This is a genomic window from Bacillus cereus group sp. MYBK95-2, assembly GCF_051915225.1.
In the GTDB taxonomy this organism is placed as follows: Bacteria; Bacillota; Bacilli; order Bacillales; family Bacillaceae_G; genus Bacillus_A; species Bacillus_A cereus.
Window position 1 is genome coordinate 359,474 of sequence record NZ_JBQAEH010000002.1, and the last position, 14,277, is coordinate 373,750.

Sequence of the window (14,277 nt, forward strand, 5' to 3'; positions counted from 1 at the left end):
TATGTCGCAATACATAAGGGATCGAAAAGAATTTTATTTAAAATATCCGGATTTTTGGTCGGATTTATATGAATGTGAGTATAGTTTGTTTCATGTTTTTTCTATAACAAATCAGACTTTGGACCAATTACACTTAGCGACTGAACGAATGGGGAAAATATTTTTTAAGACTGCTAGACTGCTGCGTAATTTAAGTGACGAACAGCTTCTAGATCTTGGCTTTCCATCCGCGAGTTTATCTTTCATTAGAATGAAAGGGCTCTATCCTGAATCTGTAATTTCGCGATTTGATTTTGCTGTAACAGAGGATAACAAAATCAAAATGCTTGAGTTTAATAGTGATACACCAACTTTTATTGTGGAATGTTTTCAAATGAATGGGAAAGTATGTGGAAATCTAGGCTATGATGATCCAAACTCGGATCAAGAACGATTGCTATCTTCTGGTGTAACGAAAGCAGTAATGGAAGCGACAAAGGGATTAGATAATCCAAATGTTGTTTTTACAGCACATCATGAACATATCGAGGATTGGAATACCACTATGTATTTAAGTCAGCTATGCCATGTTGAAAATAAAGTAGTGCCAATGTCAGAACTTAGAATTACAAAGGATGCTCTAGTCGATAAAGATGGGGCGAAGATTGATGTTTTATATCGCCAAACATATCCGATAGAAGATTTAATTGAGGATCAAGATCCTGAAACAGGAGATTTGGTAGGTGTGGAACTGCTGCAACTTGTAAAAGCCGGAAAGCTTTTTATAATAAATCCTTTGTCAGCATTTTTACTTCAGCCAAAATCAATTCAGTGTCTTATTTGGGGGTTAGCAGAAGAAGAGGCCTTTTATACAAATGAGGAACAACAGTGGATTAAAGAATATATGTTACCTACATATTTAGAACCAGATTTATTTTTAGGAAAAGGTTCTTTCGTTCAAAAACCTTCATTTGGGAGAGAAGGAGATACAATTACGATTCGCGATAAAGACGAAAATATTATGCTTCAAAATGCACACCAAACATATAAAGCGTCACTGCCGATATTTCAAAAGTATATCGAACTGCCAGTCGTATCCTTGGAAACAGAAAAAGGGATCGAGAAACTGTCATATGTGTTTGGTTCGTTTTTAATTGCTGGAAAAGCGAGTAGTATCGGTATTCGTGCGGGAGAAAAGATTACAGGAAATGAATCGTACTATTTACCGGTAGGTATAAAAAGGAGGGGAAAAAATGATTAATTTTTTATTATATTTAGTAGTAACACTCGGCCTTTTATGTATAGGTCTGTTCTTGATGGAAGTGACAACGAAAGTAAAGGAATTTAAGTTAATGGCTCAAGGAAATAAGGCGGTAAGCTATGTGCTTGGAGGACGATTACTTGGGTTAGCTGTTGTTTTATATTCGACAGCAGCTAATTCAATTTCACTTCTTGATATGATTTCGTGGGGAGCAGTTGGGATTTTGGCTCAAATTATCGTCTTTTATTTAGCTGAGTGGCTTACACCACGCTTTAATATAAACAAAAGTCTCGAAGAAGATAATCAAGCAGTCGGTCTTTTTCTTATGTTTTTATCAATTTCAATTGGGATTGTAATTGCTGGTTGTATAACTTATTAAAAACTTTACGTTTAAACGTAAAGTTTTTTATTTTATCCCGTAAAAGCCCGATTGGTGAGGGCTAATAATCAGTGGGGGATGAACAAAACCTCCACTGATTAAAGTTACACTTTATATATGTTAGTTTGCCATACCTTTTGAAAAAATTGTAGGCTACGGTTGACATCTATTTTAAATAAGAGTAACATTTTCAATGTAATGAAAATAAGTCTCTGTTAGGTGAGGCTCCTGTATAGAGAAATGCTACTGCCCAAAAATGTCGAGAGACGCCAATGGGTCAACAGGAATGATCGAATTAAGGTTTTTCTTAACGTAGCTGGTAATGTACCTATGCTATACAGTGCTAAAACTCGGTGAGGGAGAGGTCCGTAGATTTCTAATTATATTAGAAATCGTTTATTTGTGTATGTAATGGCCGCTACTCTCTTAAGGGTAGGGGCCTTTTTTGTTACCAAGCTATGAGTAATTTCATAGTATAAACTATAAAATTAAACGAGGAGGTGAGGAGCATGTCAAATTCTGACTCGGTTCCGTTACCCATATACTTCAAATCAAAAATATATGATGTAGGCAGGAAACGATTTGTTCCTCCCTCTATATTTATCATAATGTAGCGTTTATAAAACGCGAGACACTTTCACAGTAAAGTGGATAAATTGAGAAACAAAGCGTTTCTTCCTATGTTGTAAAGGAGGAGACGATAATATGTTATATGCAAACAAAACTGTGGGTAACACGTCATATAAACTAAGTAAAAAATCAATAAAAGAACAAACAATGCTCCAAAAAAATAAAGATTTATTAATTGAAATTGCAACAAGAGATGTAAAATCTGTATTTGCATATTTTAAAACAACAAGAGACGGACTATCAATGAAAGAGGCGCAAAAACGTATTCAAGTATATGGCCGAAATGAACTAACTTCAAAAAGAGCACTTCTCGCAGAAGTAATGATGAAGCTTGGTGGCATGATTCCAGGTTTTTCAAAACAACGTGTGTGTGATGAATTACAACGTGAAACGATTACTGTATCTAGAGTAGAATGTTCTAGTAGTACAGGGTTAAATAGTGAACTGAAAATGATGGAGATACCAGTGCAAGAACTTGTACCTGGAGATATGATTTTTCTTTCGGCTGGAGATGCTGTGCCAGCTGATGTACGTATTATTTATGCAGATGATTTATTAGTGAATGAGTCTGTGTTAACGGGAAACGAAGCGAATATAGAGAAGTTTGAGAGCTGCTATCACCTTGAACGTAAACGATTTATTCCATTAAAACGGATGAAAGATTATAATCCACTTGAGCTTGAAAATGTATGTTTTAAAGGTTCGCATATCGTTAGTGGAAATGCAAAAGCTATCGTTGTTTCTACTGGAAAAAATACGTATTCAGGCATCTTGCATACTTGTTGTAGTAGAACGTCTTAATGTGTTAATGGTGCTAAATATACAAAAACAATGTATAATAGACAAAGTTGAGCAAAAACGTAGAATGGTAATCTATTTATATAACCTTACGTGATAACGTGAGGTTATTATTTTTTTAATAGGAGAGGAATTATGAAAAAAGTACTATTAGTTGATGGTATGGCACTATTATTTCGTGCTTTTTACGCAACAAGTGTCTACGGACAATTTATGAAACGACAAGATGGAACCCCTACGAACGGGATTCATGGTTATATGAAACACTTATTAACAGCTACGCAAGCGATCGAACCAACACATATCGTTACATGCTGGGATATGGGAAGTACGACATTTAGAACAGAATCGTTCTCGAATTATAAAGCAAATCGTGCAGCGCCACCAGAAGAATTAATTCCTCAATTTGATTTAGTGCAAGAAATGACTGCGAAATTATCCATTCCAGTTATCGGTATGAAAGGCTACGAAGCGGACGATTGTATCGGTACGCTTGCAAAACAATACTGCAATGAAGCTGAAGTTTATATTTTAACTGGTGATACAGATTTACTTCAACTTGTTGATAAGAACGTTACAGTTATGCTTCTGCGTAAAGGAATTGGAAATTACGAATATTACACACCGGAGAGAATCATGGAAGAAAAAGGTGTAGAGCCGTGGCAAATCGTCCATGCAAAAGCTTTCATGGGAGATACAAGTGATAATTATCCAGGTGTAAAAGGTATCGGTGAAAAAACAGCGTATAAGCTTATTCAAGAGCACGGAACAGTATCCGCTGTACTAGAAAATGTAGAATCATTAACAAAAGCGCAGCGTACGAAGATTGAAAGTGATTTAGAGAACTTAAATATTTCGTTGCAATTAGCACAAATTCACTGTGAAGTTCCAATTTCATGTTTACTAGAAGAGGGATTACACACAATGGATGAAGAAAAACTTAGATTTGTTTGTGAAGAAATGAATTGGGGAAGACCTGAAATATTAATAAATATGCTATAAATAGTTTGGAAAGAGGGATGTTGCATAAGTCGAACTTTGACTTGGTGACACCTTCTTTTTGTTTTTGTAAACAGTATGATAGTAAATAAAATTATGTCGAACTCAATTTTAAATATATAAATGTTTCGACAAGATATAATGATAAAAGTTGATGAAAATAGTAATTTTTATCATGAAGTGAATTAATTTCAACATAGTTTTAGAGAGTCTTTTTTTTCGTGTTCACAAAGTTGTCAGAAAATAAACGGAATTTTCATATGAAGTTCAAATAGAATTCACAACAATCAATTATTATAAGGACACACAGATAATTCTTTATCTTTTATATAAACCATCCCCCAAGGAGGACAATGAAAATGAGAAAAAAAGTGAGAAAATCTTTTAAACAATTATTAATTGAAAATAAACAATCACTATTAAATAATAAAGAAAATATGAAAGAAATTGAAGAGAGAATTGAGAAACGACATGTAGCATATAGTGGTGCTAGTAATTAAATAAAATAAAAAAGATAGCCTATGCAGGCTATCTTTTTTATTTTATATTGAAAAAACGCTATTCATCTCTTTAATTTATGTAAATTTGCAAGATATTTTTATAGCGTTTTTCTATCAATATTACTCATTTTTCGAGGTTGAAATTGGTATATACCAATTTTTGAGATTCGCTATTCATAATATTACAAAAAATGTTACAATACACTCAAATTTATACTATAAAATCATTTTAATATGAAAAATTGGAATGAAAAGAAAGGAGAGGAATATGAATAAAGATGTCGCTTTGAAATGATTATTATCATTTCATTAGGAGTTGATGTAAAAAGATGAAGAGATACGAGGAATTGGATTCTATAAGAGGGATTTCTTCATTAATAGTAATGATCGGTCATCATTTAATGATTTTTTCAGCATTTCAAAATTACAGTTATGAAGATAATAAACCATTTGTTGTGTATCTATTAAAAGAAACGCCTGCTCGTCTAATTTTTAGTAGTGGTAATGAATCTGTTATTATCTTTTTTGTTTTGAGCGGATTTGTTTTGTATGAATCTATTCAAAAAACCTATAGTAGTTATGGATCATACCTTTTAAAACGTATATGCAGAATATACATTCCCTATATTGTAGCACTAATTATAGCTATTATATGCCAGACTACAATTAGTGGATATGGTATTTCTTATTTAAGTGAATGGTTTAATCGCTCGTGGACGATTGAAAGTTCTTCAAGTTTAATAGCGCAACATATTTTATTGGTTGGGAAATATAATACAGATGCATATAACGGTGTGATTTGGTCACTTGTCCATGAAATGCGAATATCAATAATTTTTCCGCTAATTTTGATGATTTGCTTACGAAAAACGTTGAGGTGTTCATTACTATTATTGTTTAGTCTTAGTATATGTTCTGTCGTAATATTATTTTTGTTTCGCTCGGGCTTAACATTAACAAGCTATGCATTAACGTTGCATTATACGGTGCTGTTTTTACTAGGGGCACTAATTGCGAAGTATAAAAATAAATTAATAGTTTTTTATAGTAATTGTACTAAAAACACGAAAATTGCATGGTTTTTATTTGCGATTTTACTTTTTATGTACGAAGGACTTATTGGAGAAATGAAAGTGCTCAATAATTTCATATTTCGAGCCTACGTAGTGGCGATAAGTGCAAGTCTATTTGTCATATTAAGCTTGTCAATATCAACTTTGTCGTCCTTGCTACGCAATAAATACTTGTTATATTTGGGGAAGATTTCTTACAGTCTTTATTTATACCATATTATATCGTTGTTTTCCCTTATATACATGCTCCATGAAATATTACCGTTGCCTATTATTTTAATTTTTTCACTTGTTTTTTCGTTTATACTTGCAATACTTTCGTATATATATGTAGAAAAATTTGCATTCAGAGTCGGAAAGTATGTAACAAAACAAGTGGATAGAAAGAAGAGAGGGGTATCTGTAAAGAGTGACTTGCAGGATGTTATTCAGAAAAGGGCGGTGAAATAATTGAAGCAAGAAATGAGTATAAAAGATTTTCAACAATTATTGAAAAGAAGATTCGTAACGATTATTTTAACGATGTGTTGTTTAACCGCTTCTTTAGTTCTTATCTCTATGTATGTTTTAAAGCCGTCATATCAATATTCAACGCAAATTCTTGTTGGGAATTTAGATGAGTTTAATAAGGAAAATTCAACAAATAAAACACAAGAAAATAAGCAACTAGTAACATCGTATGTTGATATTTTAAAAAGCCCATTAATTATATCAACAGTCAAAAAAACTTTGAAATTAGAGCAATCAAGTTATGAATTAGCACAAAAAATCTCGGTGGTGAATACAGACAACTCACAAATTGTAACTGTTACAGTAAAAGATTCCAATCCGAAAGTCGTGAAAGACATTGTAAAGACATTGGCAGAGCAATCACAACAAAGTTTTCAACAGTACACAAATGTACAAGGTGTGAAAGTGTTGACGGATCCTGAGTTACAGGAACAGGCTGAAAAAATGTTTCCAAAATTTCAACTGATCATTCCTATTTCTTTAATTGTTAGTTTTTTTGTTGGGATAGGTTTAGCTGTATTTCAAGATTATTTTGATGAACGTATATACACGGAACAAGATTTAGAGAAAATAACAACAGTCTCTGTTATTGGTCACATAAATATGAAACCGAATAGAAAAAAGAAACCTACAGAGGTTGATAAACAATCATCTATATATCGAGGTGAACATGTCGATGTTTAGGACAAAGAAACAGCTGCCATCCGATTTGCATGATGATCTGATGAAAGAGCAGTTTTATACGGTGTATCACGAGCTGAAAAAATCTGGGAAACAACTGTTCACAGTTAGTTCAACGAAGGACAGAGGGGTTGTTGCCTCGCTTATAGTAAATATGGGTCTAGTGTTTGCGGAAATGAAGAAAAAGGTGTTACTTATTGATGTGAATTTTTCTGACCCTCAATTACATGTATTATTGCAAAGTGATCACATGATAACCGTAAACGATATAATAAGCTCTTCCCCCTGCAATTATGAATCTTTTTCTAGTAATTTGTCTAAATACTTATATTGTATTCCTGCAAAAAAAACAGTACACACAGGGACGCCCTTAGTTGCTATGGATGAATTTGATAATGCGATTGCTAAGTGGAAAGAAGATTTTGATTACATTTTCTTTTATTCTTCTGAAGTATTTGATCTTCCTGCTACGCACATTATTGCAGAGAAATGCGATGGAGTGGTGTTAGCAGTTAAAAAGCGACAAGATTCACTACGTACAGTGCAAAAAGTAATAGTGGATATAAATAGGAAAGAATGTGAATTAATAGGTATAATTTTATATTCTTGAATGTGGGGGTAACGATCCATGATTCGTGAAACAAATCAAGCCAAGTTGTATACGATTCCGGCTCAAGAAAAGCCTAGCATATTGAATCGAAGTGTAAAACGCTTGTTTGATATTATATTTTCACTCATATTGTTACTATTAACGATACCAATTATGTTGTTCTTTTGTATTATGATTACTTTAGAAACATCAGGGGCTCCAATTTACTTTCAAGAACGTTTAGGTATAAACGGGAAGAAGTTTAATGTATTTAAATTAAGATCAATGGTAAAGGATGCTGAAATAAATGGCCCACAATGGGCAAAAGAACATGATTCAAGAATTACAAAAGTTGGATTGTTTATAAGAAAAACGAGAATTGATGAATTACCACAACTTTTAAATATTTTAAGAGGAGATATGTCTTTTGTAGGTCCTAGACCAGAGAGAGAGTTTTTTTATAATGAATTTGATGCGTATATTCCAGAATTTAAGGAACGTTTAATAGTAAAACCAGGATTAACAGGATGGGCACAAATAAATGGAGGGTATAATCTTGATCCAAAGGAAAAGTTGAGGCTGGACATGGAGTATATTGAAATGAAAACATTTCGGATGGACATCCGTATTTTATGTAAAACCGTTTTAATTGTATTGAACGGTAATGGTGCAAGATAAATATATATGTAAACAAACAACATATGTAAGTAGGTTACTTGCAAAGGAGAACTTGTATGGGTAGATCTATTCTAAACAATATTATCCATCTATTTTATAGTACGATTTTAGCTAACCTTCTTCAGGCCGTCAGTTTAATTGTTTTAGCAAACTTTTTTAACGCACAACATTATGGGATGTTTAGTGTTGCCATAGCAGTGACGTTTGTTATGTTATTTTTTACAGACTTAGGACTTAGTAATACGTTTCTTCGAGAAGGGGCAAAGGATGGAGCAGATTTAGAGCAGATTTTATCATCGTATATAAAAATAAGGATGATTCTACTTATTCTTATTTCTATAATCGGTTATATTGCTATTCATTATATGTATGCGGATAAAAATTTAATTTATATGATGATAAACGTAATGTTTTTCATGTTAATAGGATTAACTTGGCAAAACATAGGGATTGCCTATTTTCAACTGACGGAACGTATGAAGTATATAGCGCTCATAAAAGTTGTATCAGCATCAGTTGTCATTATAATTACATGTTTTTGTATTTTCGGAGAGTTACCGGTGTATGTAACAGCTCGCTTATATGCTTTTGGGTATATGATCGGTGGTTTATTCAGTATATATATCATGAGAAAAAAGACGAAAATGAATATGAAAGTCGTAATTCATAAAGCGTTATTTTGGCAATTAACTCCCTTTATTATTAGCGGTTTTTTAATAATGAGTACGCCACAATTAGCACCTATCTTGCTTAACTATACATTGCCATTAAGTATGGTAGGTGTTTTTGCAGTGGCGTACCGGATGCCGGCAGCTTTATATCAAGTACCAGGGGTAATTGCAGGTGCATTTTTTCCAGTGCTCTTTAAGCATTATAACCAGAATAATATAGAAGAGCATACGAAATTAAATTTACTTCAAATTAAATCAATGGCGATTGTAGGAATATGTATGACGATCGGTTTATATCATTTAGCACCATACTTTATTTCTATATTTTTTCATGAAGAATGGAGCAATGCAGTAGAGCCACTCCAAATATTATCATTTCTTATTGTGCTACAAAGTTTAAATATTGCCATTGCTGACGGTTTAACGACGAGTGGATGTCAAAATAAGAGAACTGTTGTGCAGTGTGTAGCATTGGTGATAGGTGGGGTTATGCTGTATAGCTTTAGTAGTCTTGGTGGAGTGATAGGAGCGGCATACGCTATGGTTTTATTTGAAATAGTCGCTTTAGTGGGATATATAGCAGTGAGTGTAGTGAAGAAAAAAATTGTATTCCAAATTGTAATACCGTATACAATTTATTTTGGTGTAACCTTTATTGGAGTGCAATATATATTGCATACATATCATTTAATTGCGCTTGTTCTTAATATACTAATTGTACTAGCTGCCATATTCCTATATGATTATGAGCTAAAAAAACTTCTTCTTTCTTTTATAAGAAAAATACGCAAAAAGGATTATATTACGAAACAGGGGATATAGCCTATGGAAAATAATATGAAAGTATCGATGGGATGGATTATTCTTCTAATATTATTTGTTATGTTAAGTAAATACAATTTATATATTGGATTTTCATTGAAGATATATATGATTTTTTTAGTCATATATTTTTGTTTAACAATTAAAGACTTTCATATTCAAAAATTATATTTTCATGAAGTTATATTTTTACTGTTTTATTTCATTTATTGTTTAAGTGGAATTCTTTCTATGTATTTAAATGCTAGTATTCGTATGATTTTTGGCGTGCTACTCGTTTTAGGATGCTATTTTATAATGAGGAATTTATTGGGGAATACTGAAATAGTGGTACTTGAATCATCTATTGCTTATGTAGGAGTAGTATTTAATGTTGTAAGTCTAATACTCTATATAATCGGTTTACAATACTTTAGTTTATACGGTGGAGAAGAGAGAGAAATTTTTGCTGGTTTATTAGTGGATAGAGGATATCCACGGTTAATTGGATTGCTAGATGATCCTAACATCTTTATTTTCTATAATACAATATTTTTTATGTACTATATGACGAATTTACAAAATATCACTAACATTCTAGGGTTAATTTTATGTGTTACGACGAGTTTATTAACTTTTTCAAGGGGTGGTATACTAGCGCTTGTGCTTGTCGTTTTTGTATATATATGTATGTCTAGTTTCGCTAAAAAAATAAAAATAATTATAAGTTTAGTATTGTTTAGTGTAGTTATTTTTAGTTTATCGAATAGTGTAATGGGGGGGCAATTAGATGACATATTAAATAAACGAATTTCTGATTTTTCCCATGATAATGGAAGTGGTAGATTTACATTATGGGAAGCTGCTTTTAAATATTATTTATCCAATCCATATATCGGAATCGGTGCTTTTAACTTTTCGAATTATTATGAGTATCAATTTAATGAAAAATTATATGTACACAATACATTTTTAGAAATCTTGTCTGAATCGGGTACAATTGGTTTTCTTCTATATAGCGCGTTTTTATTCATATTAATGTTCAAGCTAGCGCAGCATACTTTGTTTCGTGAAAAACCATATCTTCTATTGACTATGATTGCATTTATATTTCAGATGATGTCATTGTCACTCATTATTAACGAAGCCTTCTTTTTATTTTTAGCAGTTGTTGTGAAGTATATTTCAATATATGAAGGAAGGGGAAAGATAGATGGTAAAATGTCTATCAGCACATAACGAGCCGCCTTATGTTTCTGTAATAACACCTTCTTATAATAGTATACGATTTATAGGTGAGACAATTTTATCTGTACAGAATCAATCGTATGAAAACTGGGAAATGCTTATCGTTGATGACGGTTCAACCGACCAATCTGCCACAAAAATTAAAGATATAATAGAAGGAGACTCACGTATTAGGTTATTATCATTAAAACAAAATGTTGGTGCTGCTAAAGCTCGGAATTTAGCGATCCAAGAGGCGAGAGGAAGGTACATTGCCTTTTTAGATAGCGATGATATATGGTTGCCGCATAAATTGAAGACACAATTGTTATTTATGGAAGAAATGAATATTGCTTTTTCATATGCGTCGTATAGTTTAATTGATGAAAACGGTAATGAATTAAATCGTGAAGTGAGTGCACCAAAATCTGTTGACTATCATTATTTAGTAGGAAATACAATTATCGGTTGTTTAACAGTGATGATTGATCGTGAAAAAATTCCATATGTCGAAATGCCTAGTATACAGCCGGAAGATACAGCGTTATGGCTGAACTTATTACATGAAGGGTATGAAGCAAAAGGGATACAGCAAGTGTTAGCAAAATATAGAATTGTTACAAATTCTGTTTCTAGAAATAAAATTAGAGCAGCTTTCCGGTATTGGAAATTGTTAAGGGAACAAGAACGACTGAATTCGGTGCAAATTTTTTACTATTTTAGTAAGTATGCTTATCATGCTTATAAAAAAAATAAAATCAATGTAGTTGGGAAGACGCAATTATGAATATACTGTTGATGACAGATAAATTGATAACTGGCGGAGCCGAGAGCTATTTTTGTAAATTGGAAAGTAATTTGCGTTATGATGATTTTAAGATTTATACAGCTGCAGGTGATGGAGAACTATATGAATCTCTTACTAGAAAAGAAAATTTTATATTACTTAGTCGATGGAATCATTTGAGAAATATTTATTATTTACGAAACGAAATTTGTAAACGAAAGATAGAGCTTATTCATGCAAATAGTTTGCGAATGGTATTATATGCTTTTCTAATTCAAAAGTTTATTAAAAAAAAGATGAAAATTGTTTATACGAAACATAATGTAACGATATTAGAAAAGAAAATGCCAACGCTTTTTCGTTATTTCATGAATAAATATGTGAACAATATTATTACAGTAAGTGAGTTTGAGAAGAATAATTTAATTTCAATTCATGTAGCAGAAGAAAAAATAAATACAATTTATAACGGTGTCGATATTGAAAAGTTTTTATTCCAGCAGAAAAAGAAAGAATCTACATATAAAATAGGGATATTAGCTAGATTATCCAAAGAGAAAAACCATCAACTATTTGTCAAAATTGCAAATGTGTTGAAAAAGAGAAATGATTTTATGTTTTATATTGCTGGTGATGGACCAGAGAAAGAATCGATTATGAAAGAAATAGAAAAATATGGATTACAGCAAAGGGTGAAGATGCTAGGGAATATTTCAGAGCCGCATGAGTTTATAGGGAATATGGATGCTTTACTTTTATTATCTTTTCGTGAAGTGTTTCCAATGGTAGTAATTGAAGCGATGGCTACAGGGACACCAATTGTTTCAATAGATGTTGGTGGAATACATGAAGCGGTAATAGATGGAGAATCAGGTGTTTTAATATCTGAATATTGCGAATCTGAATTCGCAAGTGCACTTGAAGAACTACAAGGGGATGAACAAAGGGTAAATGATATTAGATTGAAAGCACGAGAGAAAGCAGTGAGGTATTTCTCGTTAGCTAAAATGATAGAAGAAACGAAAAATATATATGAGTTAAACAAATGACCGGGTAGGTCGTTTGTTTTTTTAATTATAGAAACTTTTAAGAGAGAACTCACATATTATATGAAAAAAGGTAATATGAGGAGTGAATTTATTTTGTCAGAATATATTTCTTCCCAAGAAGATTGTGCGCCAGAAAGTAGCGTTCACATTGATTGTTTTGGCGCAGTTCCAAACTCGGGAAATGATAGCTCATTAGCAATTCAGCAAGCTATTGATTATTGTGTAGCGAATCGAATTTCGACGGTTAGAATTACAGGGGTAAATACGTACAAAATTGTAAAGCCGATTGTTATTAAATCAAACGTAAGATTAGAGTTAGATCCTACCGTAGCGCTGCAAATTGATGGGGATTTTAATGCATTTGAGCTACAAAGTAACGCTTCGATAGTTGGTGGTACTATTCAAGTTATAAATTCGTTGTTTCAATCGGCTGTCATTTATGTTTCTGGTTCACAACAAATCGAAGTACCTAATCAATCTGTTATATCAAATATAAATATAATAAATACAACTCCATCGTATAAAGGAAAAGCTATACATTTTTATTGTCAAAAGGCATGGGATTATATTAGTTTCTTTCAAGTTAAATTTATTCAAATTAAAAACTTTCAAACTGCAATATATTTGAAAACAGAGTATATAGATGATATCAATACACCTTGCTGGATTAATGCCAATGTATTTCAATCAATATTTATTGATGGATGTGTGTATGGGATTGAAGTAGATGGAAATAGTGATTTACCAAATGAAAGTTCAGGAAATACGTTTCATGATATTCAAGTGCAATGTAGACAACAAACGAAAAAAGCAATTCGTTGCTCAGGTGCGTATAATACATTTGATTGTATGATTTGGGATACGTACCGGATGAGTAGTGAACAAATTGTCATTGAATTTTCTTCTAATTCGCATCGTAACTACCTTTTTTCAAATTTACTTTCTACAACTATTGTAGATAAAGGACAATACAATGTTTGTAAGTCTACCTATGAAGAATCTCTTCGAATTCAGTTACCGATTACGTTAAATAAACCACATTTAATAGGGAATCAAGATGATATTTTAGTAAATGCTCAGCAGAAGTATACGATTAAGCAAGTAAGTGGGAAAGTGCCTTACGGGGGGAATCTCGCAAATTGCTTTAATTTAATAGATGAACAAAGTGTAAACTATATTGACGTTCCAGATAGTAATCCAGTTGTAATTGAACTGGATTTTACGAAAAAACCAATACAAATGTTAAATTGCTTTGGAATGTATTTTGGGTGGGGAGAGAGCCCAAAGAAAATTAAAATTGAATATGCATTAAGCGCAACTGGAAGTTGGGTTATCGCGTTGGATGTTCCATTAAATGTTGGCGATACAATTATATCGAATATGAAGGCGAGTCAGTTATATAAAGTTAGAATTACATTAAGTGGTTATTCTCAAGATCATAAGCGTTTTCGAATTAATCGTATTTTTGCAAGGTCTTCTATGGAAAATGGGAACGCTTGGTTAGCGACAACTGGCGGAAGAATGTTTGGAGATATTGAAATAGAGGCAAGTAAAGGTATAATCATGAAGACTGCTAGTGGAGTGAAATGGAAAGTTACTATTAATGAAGCTGGCCAACTTATTACGACTAAGATAACTTGAGATGTTGTTTAATTGTATATCCTT

General features: G+C 32.3%; 14 protein-coding genes and 1 riboswitch. All 14 genes read left to right on the forward strand.

Annotated elements, in window-relative coordinates; translation table 11 throughout:
- Nucleotide 1: 1 nt before the first annotated feature.
- A complete protein-coding gene (locus ACTFN4_RS08870) occupies nucleotides 2-1,240 on the forward strand; it encodes a glutathionylspermidine synthase family protein (RefSeq protein WP_000084933.1) in 1,239 nt (412 codons plus the stop codon).
- Nucleotides 1,233-1,619: a DUF350 domain-containing protein gene (locus ACTFN4_RS08875; protein ID WP_000606868.1), complete on the forward strand. Its 387-nt coding sequence runs from the start codon at nucleotides 1,233-1,235 to the stop codon at nucleotides 1,617-1,619. Before ACTFN4_RS08870 ends, ACTFN4_RS08875 begins: the two co-directional genes overlap by 8 nt.
- A gap of 204 nt (nucleotides 1,620-1,823) precedes the next feature.
- Nucleotides 1,824-1,989: riboswitch (M-box (ykoK) riboswitch) on the forward strand.
- A 335-nt stretch (nucleotides 1,990-2,324) separates the two neighbouring features.
- Nucleotides 2,325-3,050 (forward strand): P-type ATPase, encoded by a 726-nt coding sequence (locus tag ACTFN4_RS08880; RefSeq protein ID WP_000964949.1) that lies wholly within the window; start codon nucleotides 2,325-2,327, stop codon nucleotides 3,048-3,050.
- Between the two features lie 132 nt (nucleotides 3,051-3,182).
- Nucleotides 3,183-4,049 carry a 5'-3' exonuclease gene (locus tag ACTFN4_RS08885; RefSeq protein WP_000757073.1) on the forward strand — a complete coding sequence of 289 codons (867 nt, stop codon included), beginning with the start codon at nucleotides 3,183-3,185 and terminating at the stop codon, nucleotides 4,047-4,049.
- Between the two features lie 356 nt (nucleotides 4,050-4,405).
- Complete coding sequence (locus ACTFN4_RS08890; protein ID WP_001228048.1) at nucleotides 4,406-4,546, forward strand: FbpB family small basic protein; 141 nt, start codon at nucleotides 4,406-4,408, stop codon at nucleotides 4,544-4,546.
- Between the two features lie 329 nt (nucleotides 4,547-4,875).
- Nucleotides 4,876-6,069, forward strand: coding sequence for an acyltransferase family protein (locus ACTFN4_RS08895; protein ID WP_439962213.1), 1,194 nt, complete (start codon nucleotides 4,876-4,878; stop codon nucleotides 6,067-6,069).
- Nucleotides 6,070-6,813, forward strand: coding sequence for a YveK family protein (locus tag ACTFN4_RS08900; protein ID WP_000807063.1), 744 nt, complete (start codon nucleotides 6,070-6,072; stop codon nucleotides 6,811-6,813). It abuts the gene before it with no gap.
- Nucleotides 6,800-7,420, forward strand: coding sequence for a CpsD/CapB family tyrosine-protein kinase (locus ACTFN4_RS08905; RefSeq protein WP_002164585.1), 621 nt, complete (start codon nucleotides 6,800-6,802; stop codon nucleotides 7,418-7,420). The genes ACTFN4_RS08900 and ACTFN4_RS08905 overlap by 14 nt, the downstream gene beginning before the upstream one ends.
- An 18-nt stretch (nucleotides 7,421-7,438) precedes the next feature.
- Entirely contained in the window at nucleotides 7,439-8,077 is a 639-nt protein-coding gene (locus ACTFN4_RS08910) for a sugar transferase (protein WP_000617653.1), read from the forward strand.
- Nucleotides 8,078-8,133: 56 nt separating this feature from the next.
- Nucleotides 8,134-9,570, forward strand: coding sequence for an oligosaccharide flippase family protein (locus tag ACTFN4_RS08915; RefSeq protein ID WP_439962214.1), 1,437 nt, complete (start codon nucleotides 8,134-8,136; stop codon nucleotides 9,568-9,570).
- 3 nt (nucleotides 9,571-9,573) lie between these two features.
- Entirely contained in the window at nucleotides 9,574-10,788 is a 1,215-nt protein-coding gene (locus ACTFN4_RS08920; RefSeq protein ID WP_000429874.1) for an O-antigen ligase family protein, read from the forward strand.
- Complete coding sequence (locus ACTFN4_RS08925) at nucleotides 10,763-11,563, forward strand: glycosyltransferase family 2 protein (protein WP_000237682.1); 801 nt, start codon at nucleotides 10,763-10,765, stop codon at nucleotides 11,561-11,563. Before ACTFN4_RS08920 ends, ACTFN4_RS08925 begins: the two co-directional genes overlap by 26 nt.
- Nucleotides 11,560-12,612: a glycosyltransferase family 4 protein gene (locus ACTFN4_RS08930; RefSeq protein ID WP_001023704.1), complete on the forward strand. Its 1,053-nt coding sequence runs from the start codon at nucleotides 11,560-11,562 to the stop codon at nucleotides 12,610-12,612. Before ACTFN4_RS08925 ends, ACTFN4_RS08930 begins: the two co-directional genes overlap by 4 nt.
- Nucleotides 12,613-12,705: 93 nt before the next feature.
- Nucleotides 12,706-14,253, forward strand: a complete 1,548-nt coding sequence (locus ACTFN4_RS08935; RefSeq protein ID WP_439962215.1) for a hypothetical protein — start codon at nucleotides 12,706-12,708, stop codon at nucleotides 14,251-14,253.
- The last annotated feature ends 24 nt before the right edge of the window (nucleotides 14,254-14,277 follow it).

Coding starts and splice junctions, on each gene's coding strand:
- ACTFN4_RS08890 (WP_001228048.1), top strand. CDS start 4,406: ATGAGAAAAAAAGTGAGAAAATCTTTTAAACAATTATTAATTGAAAAT.
- ACTFN4_RS08915 (WP_439962214.1), top strand. CDS start 8,134: ATGGGTAGATCTATTCTAAACAATATTATCCATCTATTTTATAGTACG.
- ACTFN4_RS08910 (WP_000617653.1), top strand. CDS start 7,439: ATGATTCGTGAAACAAATCAAGCCAAGTTGTATACGATTCCGGCTCAA.
- ACTFN4_RS08895 (WP_439962213.1), top strand. CDS start 4,876: ATGAAGAGATACGAGGAATTGGATTCTATAAGAGGGATTTCTTCATTA.
- ACTFN4_RS08930 (WP_001023704.1), top strand. CDS start 11,560: ATGAATATACTGTTGATGACAGATAAATTGATAACTGGCGGAGCCGAG.
- ACTFN4_RS08870 (WP_000084933.1), top strand. CDS start 2: ATGTCGCAATACATAAGGGATCGAAAAGAATTTTATTTAAAATATCCG.
- ACTFN4_RS08885 (WP_000757073.1), top strand. CDS start 3,183: ATGAAAAAAGTACTATTAGTTGATGGTATGGCACTATTATTTCGTGCT.
- ACTFN4_RS08925 (WP_000237682.1), top strand. CDS start 10,763: ATGGTAAAATGTCTATCAGCACATAACGAGCCGCCTTATGTTTCTGTA.
- ACTFN4_RS08905 (WP_002164585.1), top strand. CDS start 6,800: ATGTCGATGTTTAGGACAAAGAAACAGCTGCCATCCGATTTGCATGAT.
- ACTFN4_RS08920 (WP_000429874.1), top strand. CDS start 9,574: ATGGAAAATAATATGAAAGTATCGATGGGATGGATTATTCTTCTAATA.
- ACTFN4_RS08880 (WP_000964949.1), top strand. CDS start 2,325: ATGTTATATGCAAACAAAACTGTGGGTAACACGTCATATAAACTAAGT.
- ACTFN4_RS08875 (WP_000606868.1), top strand. CDS start 1,233: ATGATTAATTTTTTATTATATTTAGTAGTAACACTCGGCCTTTTATGT.